This window comes from Rhodococcus yunnanensis NBRC 103083 (genome assembly GCF_001895005.1).
Classification (GTDB): domain Bacteria; phylum Actinomycetota; class Actinomycetes; order Mycobacteriales; family Mycobacteriaceae; genus Rhodococcoides; species Rhodococcoides yunnanense.
This window is the reverse complement of sequence record NZ_BCXH01000022.1, coordinates 63,780-82,801: the sequence shown is the minus strand read 5'-3', so window position 1 is coordinate 82,801 and position 19,022 is coordinate 63,780. Positions and strand designations below refer to the sequence as shown.

The 19,022-nt window shown below is 64.6% G+C and carries 14 protein-coding genes; 6 read left to right on the top strand and 8 right to left on the bottom strand.

The window, feature by feature from the left end:
• The first annotated feature begins 742 nt into the window (after nt 1-742).
• Nucleotides 743-6,214, top strand: a complete 5,472-nt coding sequence (locus tag RY1_RS25890; protein WP_072806910.1) for an ATP-binding protein — start codon at nt 743-745, stop codon at nt 6,212-6,214.
• A 260-nt stretch (nt 6,215-6,474) separates the two neighbouring features.
• Here RY1_RS25890 and RY1_RS25885 read toward each other — a convergent pair whose 3' ends face one another.
• From RY1_RS25885 to RY1_RS25865, 5 genes are all read right to left on the bottom strand, one after another.
• Entirely contained in the window at nt 6,475-7,359 is an 885-nt protein-coding gene (locus RY1_RS25885; RefSeq protein ID WP_072806909.1) for a pseudouridine synthase, read from the bottom strand.
• Nucleotides 7,352-8,194 (bottom strand): oxygen-dependent tRNA uridine(34) hydroxylase TrhO, encoded by an 843-nt coding sequence (gene trhO / locus RY1_RS25880; RefSeq protein WP_072806908.1) that lies wholly within the window; start codon nt 8,192-8,194, stop codon nt 7,352-7,354. The genes RY1_RS25885 and trhO overlap by 8 nt, the downstream gene beginning before the upstream one ends.
• 43 nt (nt 8,195-8,237) lie before the next feature.
• Complete coding sequence (locus RY1_RS25875; protein WP_072806907.1) at nt 8,238-9,911, bottom strand: alkaline phosphatase D family protein; 1,674 nt, start codon at nt 9,909-9,911, stop codon at nt 8,238-8,240.
• A 66-nt stretch (nt 9,912-9,977) separates the two neighbouring features.
• Nucleotides 9,978-10,694, bottom strand: a complete 717-nt coding sequence (locus RY1_RS25870; protein ID WP_072806906.1) for a GNAT family N-acetyltransferase — start codon at nt 10,692-10,694, stop codon at nt 9,978-9,980.
• A 56-nt stretch (nt 10,695-10,750) separates the two neighbouring features.
• The gene (locus RY1_RS25865; RefSeq protein ID WP_072806905.1) at nt 10,751-11,653 is read right to left on the bottom strand and encodes a ParA family protein; all 903 of its coding nucleotides are present in this window, start codon (nt 11,651-11,653) and stop codon (nt 10,751-10,753) included.
• 89 nt (nt 11,654-11,742) lie between these two features.
• Here RY1_RS25865 and RY1_RS25860 point away from each other — a divergent pair, with 89 nt between their 5' ends.
• Complete coding sequence (locus tag RY1_RS25860; RefSeq protein WP_072806925.1) at nt 11,743-13,221, top strand: cryptochrome/photolyase family protein; 1,479 nt, start codon at nt 11,743-11,745, stop codon at nt 13,219-13,221.
• 52 nt (nt 13,222-13,273) lie between these two features.
• Complete coding sequence (locus tag RY1_RS25855) at nt 13,274-13,762, top strand: GbsR/MarR family transcriptional regulator (RefSeq protein ID WP_072806904.1); 489 nt, start codon at nt 13,274-13,276, stop codon at nt 13,760-13,762.
• Between the two features lie 12 nt (nt 13,763-13,774).
• On the opposite strand, the gene RY1_RS25850 is transcribed toward RY1_RS25855, so the two are convergent.
• Nucleotides 13,775-14,797 (bottom strand): iron-siderophore ABC transporter substrate-binding protein, encoded by a 1,023-nt coding sequence (locus RY1_RS25850; protein ID WP_072806903.1) that lies wholly within the window; start codon nt 14,795-14,797, stop codon nt 13,775-13,777.
• Nucleotides 14,798-14,894: 97 nt separating this feature from the next.
• On the opposite strand from RY1_RS25850, the gene RY1_RS25845 reads away from it, so the two are divergent.
• Nucleotides 14,895-15,704, top strand: a complete 810-nt coding sequence (locus RY1_RS25845) for an SDR family NAD(P)-dependent oxidoreductase (protein WP_072806902.1) — start codon at nt 14,895-14,897, stop codon at nt 15,702-15,704.
• A complete protein-coding gene (locus tag RY1_RS25840) occupies nt 15,701-16,195 on the top strand; it encodes an SRPBCC family protein (RefSeq protein WP_072806901.1) in 495 nt (164 codons plus the stop codon). Before RY1_RS25845 ends, RY1_RS25840 begins: the two co-directional genes overlap by 4 nt.
• Before the next feature lie 12 nt (nt 16,196-16,207).
• Here RY1_RS25840 and RY1_RS25835 read toward each other — a convergent pair whose 3' ends face one another.
• Nucleotides 16,208-16,864 (bottom strand): TetR/AcrR family transcriptional regulator, encoded by a 657-nt coding sequence (locus RY1_RS25835; RefSeq protein WP_072806900.1) that lies wholly within the window; start codon nt 16,862-16,864, stop codon nt 16,208-16,210.
• Between the two features lie 66 nt (nt 16,865-16,930).
• Between RY1_RS25835 and RY1_RS25830 the strand changes: the two genes are divergently transcribed.
• Nucleotides 16,931-18,454, top strand: coding sequence for an MFS transporter (locus RY1_RS25830; protein WP_084727866.1), 1,524 nt, complete (start codon nt 16,931-16,933; stop codon nt 18,452-18,454).
• On the opposite strand, the gene RY1_RS25825 is transcribed toward RY1_RS25830, so the two are convergent.
• Nucleotides 18,424-18,930 carry a mycothiol transferase gene (locus RY1_RS25825; protein ID WP_072806899.1) on the bottom strand — a complete coding sequence of 169 codons (507 nt, stop codon included), beginning with the start codon at nt 18,928-18,930 and terminating at the stop codon, nt 18,424-18,426. The genes RY1_RS25830 and RY1_RS25825 overlap by 31 nt on opposite strands.
• Nucleotides 18,931-19,022: the final 92 nt, after the last annotated feature.

Genomic DNA, 19,022 nt, shown 5'->3' with positions numbered 1-19,022 from the left:
TGAACTCCTCGAACGGCCGTCCTCGAACAGGGACGATGCTTGCATACTCGGGATCAGACTAGTTGGAATCGCGGAATTGTTCATGCTCTCCGAACTCGCGGTCTGTTCTGTGGTGTCAACTCACAAAGGCGTTCCACCTGCGTGCGCTCACGTCACAGCCGCCACTGCAGTTCAGCCACTCGCCGCGAGAGAGCCGCGCAACATACCTCCGGCCGAGGCGTCGGCGCAAGTAGCGGACTGCGCGCCGGGAACCGACCTTCGTCTCGCACGGGTACCGAACGGTAACGTACTCGCCGGTAAGTAAAGGGGTTGCTATGCGCGCGAAATGTCAATTCCGGCAACGCTACTCATCAGTATGCCGTCAAGGCCTCAGTGACTTTTCACAGCCATTTCGGACAGAGTCCGTGAAAGTCACTGCAGTAGTTGACCTTTGAAGGAAGCGATATCAATCACACTTACCCCGAATGCAGTTGACATGGAAAAATCGATGTGAGCCGCTAGAATAAACCCGCATTCAGACACGCTCCATCGGTGACGAAGGAGCAGCGGGGGGACAGCAGTTCGGATCGAATGGTCGGGGACGGCACAGCAGCGGACGTACTGCGCGGTACTAACCACCCGTGGCGCGGGGCGTCCACGTTCCACATTCCCGCCCGAGCGAGTCGAAGGTCTGGCGAACTCCACGGCCGGCGGTCGATCCACGACCGGCGACCGAATTCCACAACTGACGAGAAGAGACACGTTGTTCAAGCGGATTGCAGTAGTCAACCGAGGCGAAGCGGCCGTACGCCTGATCAGAGCCGTCAAGGAACTCAACGCCGAGTACGACTACGGCATCCGGACGGTCGCCCTCCACACCGAGGCCGAACGCCGCGCGATGTTCGTCCGCCAGGCCGACGAGGCCGTCACTCTCGGTAAGCCCGAGGTCGGCTCCGCCTACCTGGACTACAGCGTGCTCGAAGCTGCGCTCCTCGAATCCAAAGCCGACGCGGTGTGGGTCGGATGGGGCTTCGTCGCCGAGGATCCTGCGTTCGCCGACATCGTCGCCCGCCTGAACATCACCTTCATCGGCCCGTCCGCGAACGCCATGCGCTTGCTCGGCGACAAGGTCGAAGCCAAACTGCTCGCCGAGAAGGTCGGCGTTCCCGTCGCACCGTGGTCCGGTGGCCCCGTCGAGACCAGGTCCGACGCCAGGCGCCACGCACAGGCCATCGGCTACCCCCTCATCATCAAGGCACGCAGCGGCGGCGGCGGTCGCGGCATCCGCAAGGTGTTCGAGGAGAGCGAACTCGAACTCGCACTCGAACGCACCCAGGGTGAAGCAGAACGGTCCTTCGGCGATCCCGTCGTCTTCATCGAACGCCTCGTCACCGACGCCCGCCACGTCGAGGTCCAGGTCATCGCCGACAACTACGGCAACGTCTGGGCACCGGGCGTACGCGACTGTTCCATCCAGCGTCGCAACCAGAAGGTCATCGAAGAGTCCAGCTCGCCTCTGCTGACCAAGGAGCAGGCCGATCATCTGCGGGCAGTCTCGGCCGAGCTGGTGCGGGCCGCCGAGTACTCCGGTGCGGGCACCGTGGAGTACCTCTACCAGCCCGAGCAGAAGATCTTCACGTTCCTCGAGGTCAACACCCGTCTTCAGGTCGAGCACCCCATCACCGAGTTCACCACCGGAATCGACCTGGTCAAGCTGCAGATCCTCGTCGCAGACGGCGAACGCCTCGAAGGCGACTGCCCACCCGAGTTCGGCCACGCCGTCGAGGCACGCCTGAACGCCGAGGACGCCGACAACGGCTTCGCCCCGGCACCCGGAACCGTCGAGCTGCTCAAGTTCCCACTCGGCTCCGGCATCCGCGTGGACACCGGCATCGCGCAGGGCGACGTCATTCCTCCCGATTACGACTCGATGGTCGCCAAGGTCATCGCCTGGGGACGCAACCGAAGCGAGGCACTCGCCCGTCTGCGCAACGCACTGCGCGAAACCACCGTCGTCATCGACGGCGGCACGACGACCAAATCCTTCCTGCTGAGCCTGCTCGACAAGGAAGAGGTCATCTCCGCCTCCGCCGACACCGGCTGGCTCGACCGAAGCGACGCAGGCACCGCCACCGGGCCGACGTCGTTGGCCGACATCGCGATCATCGCAGCCTCCATCGACGCATACGACGCCGAAGAGGCCCGCGAACGTGCGGCATTCCTGTCGTCGGCGCGCGGTGGACGCCCCCGTGCAAGCCATACGATCGGCCGCACCGTCGAACTCAACTACCAGGGTCAGGCATACAAGCTGGCCGTCGGTCAGACCGGACCGCACCGCTACCGCGTCGACGGTGACAGCGGCGACCTGCAGGTCGACATCGAACGTCTCGGCGACTACGAAAGCCGTCTCGTGCTGGGCGGCCGTCGGTACCAGGTCGTCGCCGTCGCCGGTGCCGCACACTTCCTGGTCGAGGTCGACGGCATCAGCCACCAGATCAGCCAGGACGAAGCCGGACTGGTGCGCGCACCCGCGCCCGCCGTCGTCGTTGCCGTACCGGTTGCCGTCGGCGACGAGGTCGAAGCAGGACAGACCCTCGTCGTGCTCGAGTCCATGAAGATGGAAACCGCGGTCCGCTCCCCCTACGCAGGCACCGTCCGCGAAGTCCTCGCCTCCGTCAACGGCCAGGTCGACTCCGGCGCCGCACTGCTCCGCGTCGATCAGGCCGGCGAGCAGAAGGCCACCTCACAGACTGCCCGCGTCGAGTTCCGCACGGCCCCACGCGAGCTGGACGAGTCCGCCAGCCACTCCGCACTCGCCCAACTCGGCGAACTGGCCGCTCTCATCACCGGATTCGACGTCAGCGCCACCCGCGCACAGGCGTTGCTGTCCGATTACGAGACGCTGCGCAGCCAGGTCCCCCGCGACGACCGCGACGTCGTCGACGCAGAACTGGCCCTGCTCAACACGTTCGCCGACATCTGCGAGCTCTCCCGCAACCGTCCGACGATGGACGAGGAGAACACCGACGAACGCGTCCATTCCCCACGCGAACACTTCCACTCCTTCCTGCACTCGCTCGACGCGGACATCCAAGGCCTGCCGGATTCGTTCCGCGGCAAGCTCTCTCGCGCATTGCGTCACTACGACGCGGACGCCGCCGACGGGCGTACCCCCGAACTGGAAGAAGCCGTCTACCGTGTCTTCCTGGCGTTGCAGCGCATCGAGAACCAGGTGCCCGTCGTCGCAGCGCTTCTCGATCACTGGTTGACCGACTCCGCAGGCCAGCCCGCCGCCGATTCGGCAATCGGCGAGGTCCTCGAGCGCCTCATCGTCGCCACCCAGGCGCGCTACCCGGTCATCGGTGACGTCGCCCGCAACCTACGCTTCCGCCTGTTCGACGCCCCGCAGATCGCTCGCGCACGCGACCAGGTCTACGACGGCGTACGCGGCAGCCTGCAGTACCTCGCCGAAAATCCCGATGCGTCGGACTACGCCGCACGCATCGACGCGCTGGTCTCGACCCCCGAGCCGTTGATCGACCTGTTGGCGTCACGCATCGGCGATCCGGGCGCGCTACTCGAGGTGATCACCCGCCAGTACTACGAGATCCGTACGCTCGAGGACATCAAGGCATTCGACCGCGAAGGCAAGCACTTCGTCACCGGCAACTTCGAGCTGGCCGGCGAACGGCTTCAATTGGTCTCGACTGCAACGACATTCGCCGACCTGTCGACCACTCTGGACGCCATCGACGACATCGCGGGGCCCGCACCCGAGCACCTCGCCGTCGACCTCTACCTGGCATGGCCGGGCGGCCCCACCGACGGCGACGAGATCTCGTCGACGATCCACGCCGTGCTGTCGGACCACCCCCGCACCCGAGGATGGCGTCGTATCACGATCACCGTGTGCGGCACCGATGTTCGCCACGTGACGTTCCGCCGCGCCACCGCCCAAGGATCCGAGCCGCTGGCCGAGGACCTCATCATTCGCGACATGCACCCCCTCACCGGGCAGCGACTCGACCTCTGGCGACTGAAGAACTTCGACGGCAAGCGCCTGCCCGCCACCGCGGGAACCTACCTGTACCAGCTCCAGGCCAAGGAGAACCCGTCCGACGAGCGGCTCATGGCGCTCGCCGAAATCCGCGGCGTCACAACGCAGGTCGACGAGAACGGCAACGTCGTCGCCGTCCCCGAGATCGAACGCACCGTCGCAGCCTGCCTCGACGGCATCCGCCGCACTCAGGCCAGACGCGGCAAGAAGCGTCTCGACGCCAACCGCATCACTCTGTACGTGTGGCCGGTACTCGACGTGCCGGAGGACCGTCTCGCGACCATCGCGCGTCACATCGCGCCGTCGACCATCGGGGCAGGCCTCGAAGAGATCACGATGATCGCGCGACTGAAGAACGGAACCGGCTCGGCCGCACGTGAAGTGGCGATCCGGTTCTCGTACCGCTCCGGAGCCGGAGTCGTCGCCAAGGTCACCGCCAAGCCGACCGAACCACTGCGCCCGCTCGACGAGTACACGCAGAAGGTGCAGCGTTCGCAGGCACGCGGAACCGTCTACCCGTACGAACTCATTCCGCTGCTCACCGCATCCGGTGGCACGTTCACCGAATACGACTTCGACGAGCAGGGAGTCCTCAACCCCATCGACCGTCCGTACGGCCGCAACAAGGCAGGCATCATCGCGGGCGTCGTCTCGACCCCAACCGAGCGATACCCCGAGGGCATCACCCGCGTTGCCCTGTTCGGTGACCCCACCAAGGCTCTCGGAACCGTCGCCGAAGCCGAATGCTCCCGCATCGTCGCCGCCATCGATCTCGCCGAGAAGTTGGGCGCACCCGTCGAGTGGTTCACTCTCTCTTCCGGCGCAACGATCTCGATGAGCACCGGAACCGAGAACATGGACTGGGTCTCGCGCGGACTGCGCCGCATCATCACCTTCACCCAGGCCGGCGGCGAGATCAACATCATCGTCGCAGGCATCAACGTCGGCGCCCAGCCGTACTGGAACGCCGAAGCGACCATGCTCGCCCACACCAAGGGAATCCTCGTCATGACCCCGGACAGCGCAATGGTGTTGACGGGCAAGCAGTCCCTCGACTACTCCGGCGGCGTCTCCGCCGAGGACAACTTCGGGATCGGCGGTTACGACCGCGTCATGGGCCCCAACGGCCAGGCCCAGTACTGGGCGCCGAATCTGCGCGCCGCAGTCGAGGTGCTGTTCGCTCACTACGACCACGCGTACGCGCTTCCGGGCGAACGATTCCCGCGTCGGGCGATCACGGCCGACCCGGCCGACCGCGACGTGCAGAGCTACCCGCACGTGCACCCATCCAGCGACTTCACCACCGTCGGGGACATCTTCTCGTCCACGACCAACCCGGACCGCAAGAAGCCGTTCGACATTCGCACCGTGATGCGGGCCGTCGTCGACCAGGATCACTCGGTGCTCGAGCGCTGGGCCGACATGGCCGACGCCGACACCTCGGTCGTCTTCGACGCACACCTGGCTGGCATCCCGGTCAGCGTCATCGGCATCGAGTCGCGGGCCATCCCCCGCAAGGGCTGGTTCCCGGCAGACGGACCGGATCAGTGGACGTCGGGCACGCTGTTCCCGAGCTCGTCGAAGAAGACAGCGCGTGCCATCAACGCGGCCAGCGGATCTCGGCCGATCGTCGTGTTGGCCAACCTGTCCGGTTTCGACGGCTCCCCCGAATCGCTGCGCAACATCCAGCTCGAATACGGTGCCGAAATCGGCCGCGCCATCGTCAACTTCGACGGACCGATCGTCTTCTGCGTCGTATCGCGTTACCACGGCGGCGCATTCGTGGTGTTCTCCGGCGCACTCAACGACAACATGGAGGTCCTGGCAGTCGAAGGATCGTTCGCCTCCGTGCTCGGTGGTGCACCCGCCGCTGCCGTCGTGTTCACCCGCGACGTCAACGCACGCACCGCAGCGGATCCGGCAGTGAAGGAACTCGAAGCCACACTGTCCGCCGCCGAGACCGACGCCGACCGCGCGCACCTGCGAGTCCAGTTGGCATCGGCCCGCACCGACGTCCGCAACCAGAAGCTGGGCGAAGTGGCCTCGGAGTTCGAGGCGATCCACAACATCCAGCGCGCTCAGGAAGTCGGATCGGTGCACCACATCGTGCCCGCCGCCGAACTCCGTCCGCAGATCATCGCGGCTGTCGAGCGAGGTATCGCGCGCGCGGGAGCGTAACTCGGTCGAACTGCAGCACCACCGGTCCCTGTGTCCTCCCCCTTCCTGTCCGCAAACGCACGTGCGTTTGCGGACGGGGAGGGCAAACCCCCAGGCCGGCGCCCCACCCCCACGCAAACGCACGTGCGTTTGCGTGACGAGGGGGCAAAACCGCAGGCCGGCGCCCCACCCCCACGCAAACGCACGTGCGTTTGCGTGACCAGGGGGCGGGGATCGGGCGGGGCGGGATTGGGGCGGGGCGGGATTCGGGCGGGCGGGGGCTAGAAGGCCAGTGTGCGGCGGCTTTCGAACCTACGCCGCTCGCCGGTGATCGGATCGTCGAATTCGACGGCCCGGGCCAGAAGTTGGAGCGGATGGTGGAAGTCGTCGACGGGGGTGCGGGTGTACACCGGATAGTACGGGTCACCCAGGATCGGAATACCCAACGACGACAGGTGAATTCGTAGTTGATGGGTGCGCCCGGTGTGCGGAAACAGCCGGTAGCGAGCGGACTCCCCCACCGACTCGATCAGCTCGATGCGCGTCTCGCTGTTCGGCTCGCCGGGTTCCTCGCGGGCCACCATGACGCCGTGGTCCTTGAGGATTCGACTGCGCACGACGCGCGGAAATGCGAGGGATGGATCGAATCCAGCCACGGCCTCGTACTCCTTGAGAACCTCGCGGTTGCTGAACAACTCCTGATACGGACGCCGCAGTTCTTTGGTGCGCGTGAAGATCAGCACACCGGCCGTCGCCCTGTCGAGACGGTGGGCCGGAGTCACATCCGGGCAGTCGAGAAGGCGTCGTAGACGCACTGTCGCAGTCTCGGTGACGTGCATGCCGCGCGGGATGGTGGCGAGAAAATGAGGCTTGTCGACGACGACCAGGCCGTCGTCGTCGTACAGAACGTCGAGCTCGAACGGTACCGGAACCTCGGGCGCGGGTTCGCGGTAAAAATAGACGAATCGACCAGGTATGTAACGACTCTCAGCGGTCCAACAAAGACCCTTCTCGTCGACGACCTCGCCTCCCTCGATCGACGACGCCCAATCGTCCTCCGGGTGCTCGCGCTCCAGAAACTCGAGCAGCGAGGGCGCCACCTCGCCATGGGGCAGCCGAATTCGCAACGGCGCCAAGCCGTTTCTGAACGGAAGCGGTTCAGGCACAGTCCACGCACACCAGACGCAGGCCGCGCCCTTCGTCGTCGTCGAAATCTTGGTATCTCGACGTCGGGTTCGCACACACGGTGCAGCGGCCGATCACCGAGGTATGGTCCGAGAAGTCGATCTTCATGCGTTTGTCGAAGACGTAGAGCGAGCCCTCCCACAGCGAATCGTCGCCGTAGGTCTCCCCGTAGCGGACGATGCCGCCGTCGAGCTGATACACCTCTTCGAACCCGCGGGAGCGCATCAGCGAGGACAGCACCTCACAGCGCACTCCGCCGGTGCAGTAGGTGACCACCGGCTTGTTCTTGAGATGGTCGAACTGCCCGGAATCGAGTTGGGTGACGAAGTCGCGCGTGGTGTCGACGTCGGGAATCACCGCGTTCTTGAATCTTCCGATCTGCGCCTCGAAGGCATTTCGTCCGTCGAAGAACACGACGTCGTCTCCGCGTTGTTCGACGAGTTCGTCGACCTGCTGCGGGCTGAGGTGCACTCCCCCGCCGACGACGCCGTCCGCGTCGACCTTCAGCTCCTCGGGTGCGCCGAAGGTGACGATCTCCGAGCGAATCTTGACGCTGAGCCGCGGAAAATCGTCACCGCGTCCTTCCGACCACTTGATGTCGGCGTCCTTGAACGCCGGGTAGCTGCGGGTGCCGCGGACGTACTTCTTGACGTCGTCGAGCTCGCCTCCGACGGTGGCATTGATCCCGTGCTCCGAGATCAGGATGCGTCCGGTCAGATTGTTCGACGCGGCCAGGGTGTGCTGCCAGAGCCGGATGGCCTCGGGATCCGGCAGCGGGGTGAACACGTAGAACAGGACGATTTTCGGTACAGCCATGGGTGCAAGTATGCCGTGAGCGGGATGTGCCGGACGAACGGAACTACGCGCGCACGGGCAGCGGAGCTGCCACCACCTGGGCAACCCCATCGCCGACGGTAAAACCGGCTCCCCAGTAGACACCGGTCAACGGATCTTCCTTGGCATCGAGATACCAGTGATCCATCTGCACGCCCGATGGCGTGACGTCGAATACTCCGAAACCATGACTGTCGAGATCGACGTAGCGGATGTGCCTGTTCAACGTGGTCAGCGCCGATTCGGCCACCCGGCCCAGAGTGTGCGGCGGCGTCTTGGTCAGGTCGTCGACGTTCGCCGAGGACACCGAGGTCACCACCAGTTCTGTCGCGACACCACCGGTCTCGAAGTAGCGCGCCGCGTCGAGCGGGACGTCGCATGCCCATGCGGAGTGAATGTCACCGGTGATGAAGACGGTGTTCGATACGCAGTTGTCGGCGATCGCGCTCAGCAGTCGCTTGCGGTCGGCGGTGTAGCCGTCCCACGGATCGGCGTTGTACGGCAGTCCTCCCGCGGGGATACCGAGCAACCCCGTCAGTGCACGGGCCGCCTCGCTCTCGAGCGGGGGCAGCAGGACCGGGGTGATCATGACGGGATTGCCGACGATCTTCCACCGCGTCGGCGAGCTCACGATGCCCTCGGTGAGCCACTCCATCTGGTCCTTGCCGGTGATGGTGCGATCGGGCGAATCGACGTCGCCGCCCTGAAACGGCAGCACCTGCTGCGAACGGTACGTCCGCAGATCGAGCATCGACAGCTCCAGCAGGGTGCCGAACCGCAGCCGCCGGTACAGGTGACGGTTGTGCGGGGTGCCCGCTGCGCGCACCGGCATCCACTCGTAGTAAGCCTGGACCGAGCGAGCTTTGCGGTCGGACCACGGACCCTCGGTCTCCGGCTGGTGGTTCTCGGCTCCGCCGTCGTAGGCGTCGTTTGCGCTTTCGTGGTCGTCCCACGTGCATATCCAGGGCACGCCCAGGTGCGCCGATTTCAGATCCGGATCGCTCTTGTACTGGCCGTGGCGGATCCGATAATCGGCGAGGCTGACGATCTCGTGCTCCGGGCTGTGCTCGCGGACCACGCCGTTCTTGCCCGCGAAGCCGCCGGTCTCGTATTCGTAGATGTAATCCCCGAGGTGGATGATCGCGTCGAGGTCGTCGCGTGCAGCGAGGTGCCGATACGCCCCGAAGTACCCGGACTCCCAGTTGGAACACGAGACGACGCCGAAACGAACGCGGTCGAGGTCGGCGTCGTTGCTCGGCGCAGTCCTCGTGGTTCCGACGACGGACTGTGTTCCGGCGGCATCCCCGGTTTCGATCTCGAAGCTGTAGTAGTAGGACGTCGCGGACAGGAGTCCGTCCACATCGACCTTGACGGTGTGATCGGAGTCGGCGTCGGTGGTCACCGTTCCGCTGCGAACGAGCGTGGTCAGTTCAGGATCCGACGCCACCCGCCATCGGACCGTCGTGGCAGGCCCGATCCCGGACCCTGGTGTCGCATCGGGAACCGGACTCACCCGCGTCCACAGGATCACCGCATCCGGCGTCGGATCACCGGAAGCGACGCCGTGCTGGAACGGTACGAACGTCGTTCCTTGCGCTCGCGCGATAGCAGGCACAGCCGACGCTGCTCCTGCTGCGGCGATCGCGACGGACGACGAGCGCAGAAAGCCCCGCCTGGATACACCTTGTCTCACGGTCACCGAGCAAGTTCATGCGATCACAGGGCCATGGTCAAGTCGGCCTGGCCACCAGGGGTGAAAGTTCACTCAGCTGTCGATGGGCGTACGAACCGAGGTGACGGCCGACCGCTTGCGAAGCGTGAATCCGAGAGTGAGGTACAAACTGATCGCTGTGGTGTTGGACGCCAGCGCATGCAGGAAGGGAGTCTCACCGCGCCGACGGATTCCTGCCCCGACGTCGCGAACCAGACGCGTCGCCAGACCCTGCCCGCGGAATTCCGGGTCGGTGCAGACCGCGCTGATCTCCGTCCACCCCGGCGGGTGCAGACGCTCACCGGCCAAGGCGACCAATCTGCCGTCGACGCGAAGCCCGACGTAACGTCCCATCTCGATGGTGCGGATTCGATACGGCCCCGGCTTGGTCCGCTCGACGAGCTCGAGAATCTCCGGCACATCGGCCGGACCGAGCTCGATCACATCGGAATCGAACTCGACATCGAGACCGGTTCCGTCGAGCTGCACCGAATCGAACCCGCCGACCGTCTCCCACCCCGGCGGCACCACGTGGCCGAAACCGCGCACCGACGTCGGCTGGCCAGGACCGACCAACGACGCGAGATCGACCCAGTCCTGCGACGTCAATACGGCCGGGTGTCCGAGGTGCCCCGCGACATCCGGGTGATACCTCGCGATGCGGCCGGACCACTGCGCGAACTGGGCGTGCTCACCCCGCAGAGACGTACGAACGGCGTCGTCGAGCGGATGAGTGGTGGAACCGGGAGTCGGCTGAAGATCGACAGTCACACCACGACACGTTATCGGCTGCAGTTCGGCCGGTCATCGGTTGAAATCATCGAGATTCAGAGATACACCCCTGCGTTCTGAACGACGTGCTCGGTCATGTTGCGCAGCGCCTCGAACTGGCCGTGCGTACCGTACTTCTGCCGCAATGTGCCGTAATCGACGAACTCGGCGGACTGGGCAATCTGGTTGGACTCCGGAATCCAGTGCGGGATCACATTCGGCGGCCGCTGCCTGCCCGCACGATCCTTCTCGGCAGCGGAATCGAACTCGAACACCGCACGCTGCAACCGCTCGATCGTCGTCCTGTGCAAAGTCGAACTGGACCGGTACTTGGTGATGATCAAACCGAGCGGAGTCAATTCGTGACCAGTGTGATCGACGAATTTCTGCACCCGCTTCTGCAACTGCGGAATGCCGTACGTGGACAGGACATCGGGAATGGTCGGGACCAGATACGCGTCGGACATCAACAGCCCGTTCGCCGTCACGATACCCAGATTCGGCGCGCAGTCGATGAGAACGAAATCGTACGAGGACTTGATACCAGCAAGTGCCGCCCGCAGCACCAACAGTGGCTCCAACGAGCCCGGCACCTCGTACTGCCAGGCATTCATCTCCTCCTGCGTCTCCATCAAGTCCAGCGACGACGCAAGAAGATCGACACTCCGCACGGACTCGAGGGCAGACGCGTTCCGCTGCAGGGCCTTCTCCACATCGAACTCGGGCAGATCCGTATCCAGAGCACTCGCAAAGAGATTGTTCAGCGTCAGACCACGATCGTTGACCTCGCGCCACCGCTGCTCACCGATCATCATCGTCGTCAGATTGGTCTGCGGATCCAGATCGACGACGAGCACACGGTAGCCGAACTCCGCCGACATGAACTCGGCCAACGCAGCCGTCGTCGTCGATTTCCCGACGCCACCCTTCAAATTGATCGTGGCGATGACAGTCGCCATGCTCCGGCCCTCTCTTTCGTGAAGTCGGGCCTAGTTCAGCACACGGCAGCCGGGTTTGCCGGGGTAACGATGTGAGCATTCTCGATCCCATGGTTTCCCCTCTGTGGTTGTTCGGCGATCAACTCGGGCCGCATTTTCATTCCACGCCCGAGCACGTGCGGCGGGACGTCCTGCTCGTCGAGAGTGCTCGGGTTCTCCGACAACGCCGGTTCCACCGTCAGAAACTGCATCTGGTGCTGTCCGGGATGCGTCATCTCGCCGAAGAGCTGGGCGACCGCGCGACCTACCTACGCACCGAGACCTACCGCGAAGCACTCGAGCAGTTCGGCCGTCCGGTGCTCGTCTTCGAGCCGACGTCACACGCCGCCGAACGGTTCGTCGAGCGACTGTTCCGCGAGGGTCTCGTCGAAGACGTACTCCCGACGCCGATGTTCGCGCTGAGCCGCGCCGACTTCGCCGAGTGGGCCGGCAATCGACACCAGTTTCGGATGGAGAACTTCTACCGCGACCAACGCAGGCGCTTCGACGTGCTGATGAAGGGGGACGATCCGGTCGACGGCAAGTGGAATCTCGACGAGGAGAACCGCGAGCCGCCGCCGAAGAAGCAGGTGACGCTTGGCGTCGATCCACCGTGGTGGCCCACCGAGGACGACATCGACGCTCGGGTTCGCGAGGATCTCGACTCCATGGCATTGGACACCGTCGGATCGGACGGGCCGCGCCTGTTTGCCGTCACGGCGTCCGAGGCTCGAAAAGCTGTGCAGCACTTCGTGTCCTACCGGTTGCAGGACTTCGGCAAGTACGAGGACGCCGTCATGACCGAGGACTGGACCATGGCTCATTCGCTGTTGTCGGTGCCGCTGAACCTGGGACTGCTGCAGCCTCTCGATGTCGCCGAGGCCGCCGAACAAGCGTGGCGAGACGGTGACGCGTCGCTGGCGTCGGTCGAGGGTTTCGTCCGGCAGATTCTCGGGTGGCGCGAGTACGTGTGGCATCTCTACTGGCATTTCGGGCCCGAGTATCTGGGCCGCAACGAGCTGAACGCGCACGAACCGTTGCCCGCGTGGTTCACCGATCTCGACGGCGACGAACCGATCGCAGCGTGCCTCGCCCACACTCTGACCGAACTCCGACAGCGCGGCTGGGTCCACCACATCCCCCGGTTGATGATCCTCGGCAACTTCGCGTTGCAACGCGGCTACGACCCGAAGGCACTGACCGAATGGTTCGCCACCGCGTTCGTCGACGGGTTCGCCTGGGTCATGCCGGTCAACGTCATCGGCATGAGCCAACACGCGGACGGCGGCCTGATCGCGACCAAGCCGTACGCGTCGGGCGGGGCATATCTGAATCGGATGACCGATCACTGCGGCGGATGCGAATACAACCCGAAGAAGCGGCTGGGCCGCGACGCATGCCCCTTCACCGCCGGCTACTGGGCTTTCGTGCACCGGCATCGAGATCGCTTGGCGCAGAACCACCGAACGGCACGCCAGGTGTCGTCGATGAACAGATTGTCCGATCTCGATCAGGTGCTGGAGCAGGAAGCGCAGCGCGAGGTGTTTTAATTTCTCCGACGACTGCACGGCTGGGTGGCTGGGTGGCGAAAGGAGATTTTCGATGGTCGAGGCGGGGCCACGGACCTCCGACGCATTTCCGGACTGGTTCGTCGATCGCTTCGCTGACTACTGGCAGTCCGGCGGCGCGTCACGGATCGAGGGCCGAATCGTCGGATACATGCTCATCAACGAGTCACCCGGTGTCAGTGCGGCCGAACTCGCCGACGCCTTGGGCACCAGCCGTGGTTCGGTGTCGAACTACGTCAGACGCTTGATCGCTCGCGGTTTCGTCAAGCAGGTTCGACGACCGAAGGACCGAGTTCACTACTACGTCATGGATTCCGACGTGTGGGGTGGATTTCTCGAGAACGAGCACGCGTACTTGGAGAATCAGCGCGCGCTTGCCACCGAGGCATTGAAATACGCCGACCCGAGCGGGCCGGCGTATCTGCGTGTTCTCAACATGCGTGACTACATGGGGTGGATCATCGACAACCGGATGCTGCGGAGTGAGTGGAACCGGTTCAAGGAAGAGCGGGACGGGCGCTGACCCGTAGCCGCACTACAGCTTTCCGACGGCCTCGTCGATCATCGGCACGTAGCGCTCGAGCGCCCACGGCACGGTCAACGGATTGATGATCGACGATCCGGTGACGAACGGCTGCTCGGTCGGGGCGACGACCGAACCTCGGCCGATCGCCGGGATCTGCTGGTATGCCGGCTGCGCCTCGGTCTCCGCGCGATTGTCCGGATCGGAGTAGAACGTGAAGATCAGGTCGGAATCGTTGAGCAGATTCGCATTCTCGAGGCCGATGACCGACGAGTCGGTGCCTTCGGTTTCGTCGAGGGTGTAGACGACGGGGTCGACCTGGAGTCCCAGTGCCCGAACCATGGCCACGCGCTGTTCCTCGGCGAGGAAGACACCGAGGGTTCCCGGGCCGGTGTTGTAGATGTACGAGAACGAGACGTCCTTGTACTCGGGATGCGCCGCCGTGGCGTCGGCGAACTGCGCTTCGATCTTCTCGATCTCGTCGGCTGCCTTCTCCTGCTCACCCATCGCTTTGCCGATGACCGAGATCTGGTCCTCCCAGGTGATGGTCCACGGCTGCTCCTCGTAGGCAACCACCGGTGCAAAAGCATTCAGCGCGTCGAACTGCTGCTGTGTGATGCCGGACCACGGTGCAAGAACGAGGTCGGGTTCGAGGGCGAGGATGGCCTCGATGTTCAGTTCGGTACCGCCGGTGAACTGTTCCGGCAACTCACCACCCGCGGATGTGATCGCATCGTTCACCCACGGAAGGTAGCCGGAATCGTCACTGCCCCATGGGTATTCCTCGATACCCACCGGCGTGGTACCGAGCGCGATAGCCGTTTCCGCCGATCCCATTCCCAGAGTCACGATCCGCTCCGGCTTGGAGGTGATGACGGCCTGGCCGAGTGCGGAGTCGATGGTGACCGTCTCGAAATCCGTGCTCGACGCATCGGCGGCCGAGTCGTCACTCGACGAGCTGCAGCCACCGATCACCAGAGCCGCAGCGAGAAGACCGGACAACACCGCTGTGCGCCGGAGGCATGCATGTCGCAAGAGAAAACCTTTCCTAGGACCAGATCGAAAGTAGAATAGGCTAACCTTCCCTGTAATTTCAAATTCCATGAAACTTTGCGCCCGCTACGGTGGGTTCATGAGCCTGCCCACTCCAGCCCCCGATCGCACCGCAGTGGTGACCGGTGCGTCGTCGGGAATCGGTGAAGAAATCGCCCGCGAACTCACCCGCCGTGGACACGGCGTCGTTCTCATCGCGAGGCGCGAAGACAAATTACGCGCGTTGGCCGAAGAACTCGGAGACCGCGCACACGTTCTACCTGCCGATCTGTCGAACAGATCCGAACGCGCCGGCCTTCTGGGCCGCATCGAGTCCCTGGGCCTGACGCCCGACATTCTGGTCAACAATGCCGGACTGTCGACGCTCGGCGCTGTCGCCTCCTCGGACCCCGACGCGGAACTGAACATGATCGAGGTCGACGTCGCCTCGGTGGCCGACCTCTGCAGCCGATTCCTGCCCGGCATGACCGCGAGAGGCCGCGGCGCCGTGCTCAACGTCGCGTCCACCGCCGCATTCCAACCTCTGCCCGGCCAGGCCGGCTACGCGGCGTGCAAGGCATTCGTGCTGTCGTACACCCAGAGTCTCGTCGGCGAACTGAAAGGAACCGGCGTGAGCGCCACGGCGCTGTGCCCGGGACCCGTGGACACCGGTTTCGGCGAAGCCGCGGGCTTCTCCAAGGAAGACGCCGACGCCGCACTGCCGTCGGTCATGTGGATCTCTCCCGACGTCGTCGCACGCACCGCCGTCGACGCCATGGACCGAGGCCGCATGGTCGCGATACCGGGCGCTGTCAACCGAGTAACATCGATATTCGCGTCGATAGCGCCGCGAAAGCTGTTGGTTCCCATCCTCGCTCGCAACCACCCAGGACTACGGAGAGCACAATGACCCGCGAGATGACCGTCTCCGACAGTGTTGTCGTCGATGCCGACGCCGACACTCTGTACGCCGCCATCAGCGATCCGACGAAAATGCGCGACTGGAGTCCGGAGAACACCGGTGCCGTCGTGTCCTACCCGCGCGAAGGCGCCTACGCCGGAATGGTATTCGAAGGCACCAACAAGCGCGGCCGCGCACGCTGGGTCACCCGGTGCACCGTCACCGTGGCCGACCCAGGGAAGACCTTCGAGTTTCGTGTCCACGCGATCGGTGTCAAGACACCGAAACTCAACGCCGCGAACGCAACGTGGCGATACGACTTCGAAACAGTGGCCGGCGGAACCAAAGTCACCGAAACCTGGACGGACGACCGAACGAAGTGGCCCGACGCGCTGACACCCGTGTTCGACAAGATCGTCACCGGCGGCAAGACGTTCCCGGAGTTTCAGCGGCGCAACATTCGCACGACACTCGACAACCTGCGCGAGCACTACGCCTGAACCACGCCTGAACTACGCCTGAAGCGACCGAACGAACCCGTCGACCAGAAAGTCGATGCCCTGCAAGTATCTCCCCTTGGTCGTCCCGCTCGGCCGTTCCCGTGTTGCTGCAACGAGATTCGGAAGCCGATCGGCGCCGATCTCGAGTACACGGACGGTCAGCGGCGACGGGTCGTCCTCTGCCCGCGGGGCCGTCGCGTCCAGATTGAGAATCGCGCCGAGCGTGTAGTTCCAGAGCGCTCGGTACATCACCATGGCTGCGCCGGGCGACATACCGAGTTCGCCTGCAGCACCGAGTATTCGATCGACCATCCACAGCGCACCCGCGCCCCCTCTGTTGCCGGTCCGCAACACATCCGCGATCCACCGATCGCTCGCGAGCACGTCGAACACATCGCCGATGAGCGTTCGAATCCGCTCACGCGGATCATCGGGAAGATCCGTCGACGGAAACGACGCCGATACCTCGTCGAGAACCAGTGACAGAAGCTGTTCACGATCTCCGACGTGTCGGTAGATCGCCATCGGCGACACCCCTACCTCTGACGCCAGTGAACGCATGCTGAACCCGTCGACTCCCCCTGCCTCGAGCCGACCTTTGGCTGCGGCCACGATCTGCTCGCGGGTCACCGTGGGTGGGCGGCCACGGCGAGGTGTTCGGATAGTCACGACTGCAGTCAATCACGATCCGTAGGCATTGCATTCCCGGCGCCGGTAAGGTAATCCTTCCTTATTATGAGATACCGTACACAAATTGGCGCACGGCTCCGCCCGACGACGCGCCCTCATCTGGTCCTGACCGCCGCGGCGCTCGCACAATTCCTCGTCGCATTCGACATGTCCGTCATGAACGTCGCATTACCCGACATCCAGTCCTCCCTCGGATTCTCCGACGCCGACCTGTCCTGGGTCGTCAACGCCTACGCCCTGGCCTTCGGCGGCCTGCTCCTGCTCGGCGGCAGACTCTGCGACGTTCTCGGTACCCGACGCGTCCTTCTCGCCGGGTTTGCCATCTTCGGCCTGGTCAGCATCCTCGGCGCGCTGTCGACCGCACCATGGATGTTGGTCGTCGCACGAGCTGTCCAAGGCGTCGGCGCGGCACTGATAGCTCCGGCGGGGCTGGCCGCTCTCAGTGCGATGTTCCCCACCGGAAAGCAACGAGCACGAGCATTCGGGATCGGGGCGATGGCGTCGGCAGGCGGTGGCGCGATCGGAGTGGTTCTGAGCGGATTGCTCACCGACGCCGTCGACTGGCGTCTCGTGATGTTCTCCGCTGCACCGTTCACCGTCATCGCAGCGTGCGCGGCATTCGTCGGCATGCCATCGCATAGCGGCGGCCGCACGGGCCGGTTGGACACAGTCGGCGCAGCGCTCGTCACTTCCGGACTCGTGCTGCTGGCATACACCGTCGTCGAGACCGAGGATCGCGGGTGGACCGACCCGTTGGTACTCGTCGGCTTCGGAGTCACCGCGGTGCTGCTCGGAATCTTCGCGCTGGTCGAGAGCCGCGTCGCGGAGCCGCTGGTCCGTTTCGCGACCCTCCGCCGACCACGTATCGCCGCGGCGAACCTCATCATGTGCGTGCTGTGCGCGGCACAGTTCAGTGGATTCTTCTTCGTTTCGCTCTACTTACAACGTGGGCTCGGATACTCGCCCACCAGAACAGGTCTCGCGTTTCTTCCGTTCTGCATCGGTTTGGTGTTGGCGATCGTTCTCTCCACGAAACTGCTCACCCGCGTCGGCGCGAAACCGCTCTTGGTCGGCGGCACGGCGTTGGCATCGGCCGGGCTGTTCTGGTTCTCCCGCATGACGACCGACAGCGACTTCCTGGCCATCGTGCTCGGACCCTCGCTGATACTGAGCATCGGAATCGGACTCTGCTTCATGCCCTTGTCCAACATCGCCACCGCGGACCTGCCGCCCGACGAGGTCGGAATGGCGTCGGGACTGCTCAACACCTCACGCCAGATCGGCGGCTCGATCGGGTTGGCGGCACTGGTCAGCGTCGCCGCGGCCGCGAGCGCCCGGTTCGACGGGCCTGCCCTCGACGGCCTCGTCGACGGGTACAGCACGGCCCTGCTCGTCTGCGCCGGGCTGCTCGCAGTCGGATTCCTTCTGGCCCTTGCATTTCCGAGGCCGACCGCACTTTCAGAGCCGACCGCATTCTCAGAGCCGACCGTATTTTCAGAGCCGACTACAGATGCTGCCGAGACGTCGGACGACGAGGATCAGATTCTCTCGAACAAGCCCCTGACGTAGGCGGCCTGACCTACGTGCTGCAGGTCGTCGGAGACGACGGACACCAGCCGCACACCGAGCGTGACCGGCGGATCCCAGTTCTCGTCCACCACACGGTCGAGATCGTCGGCGGCCAGCGAGTCGACGTAGGCAACGGTCTTCGCGTGGACGGCGTCGTGGTACTCACGCAGCAGATCGGCTCCGCTGGCGACGGCCGCGACGTCGTCGGAACTCTGGCCGTAGCCGATGGCGTCGTCGTCGAACGGCAGGGCGAACCGGGCGTTCCATCCGTCGGCTGTCCACACCTGTTCGCTGCCCGCCACGCCCGCGATGTGATCGTCCTGCACCCGCGTCAGGTGCCAGATCAGCCAAGCCACCGAGTTCGCCGCGGAGTCCGGGCGGTAGGTGAGAGCCCCGACAGGGATGTCCTCGAGGGTGTCGTGGACGACGCCCTTGATCCTGTCGAAGGCGTCGATGAGCACTGCGGAGTGATTCACGTGCGGTCCTTTCGGTCATGCGGCTTCACCTGGCCCGGAGGGCTTGTACCCACCAGCCCGGAGGATTTGTACCCACCAACCCCGGAGGGCAT

Coding starts and splice junctions, on each gene's coding strand:
- RY1_RS25855 (WP_072806904.1), top strand. CDS start 13,274: ATGGTCGAGGCGGGGCCACGGACCTCCGACGCATTTCCGGACTGGTTC.
- RY1_RS25830 (WP_084727866.1), top strand. CDS start 16,931: ATGAGATACCGTACACAAATTGGCGCACGGCTCCGCCCGACGACGCGC.
- RY1_RS25845 (WP_072806902.1), top strand. CDS start 14,895: ATGAGCCTGCCCACTCCAGCCCCCGATCGCACCGCAGTGGTGACCGGT.
- RY1_RS25865 (WP_072806905.1), bottom strand. CDS start 11,653: ATGGCGACTGTCATCGCCACGATCAATTTGAAGGGTGGCGTCGGGAAA.
- RY1_RS25840 (WP_072806901.1), top strand. CDS start 15,701: ATGACCCGCGAGATGACCGTCTCCGACAGTGTTGTCGTCGATGCCGAC.
- RY1_RS25860 (WP_072806925.1), top strand. CDS start 11,743: ATGGTTTCCCCTCTGTGGTTGTTCGGCGATCAACTCGGGCCGCATTTT.
- trhO (WP_072806908.1), bottom strand. CDS start 8,194: ATGGCTGTACCGAAAATCGTCCTGTTCTACGTGTTCACCCCGCTGCCG.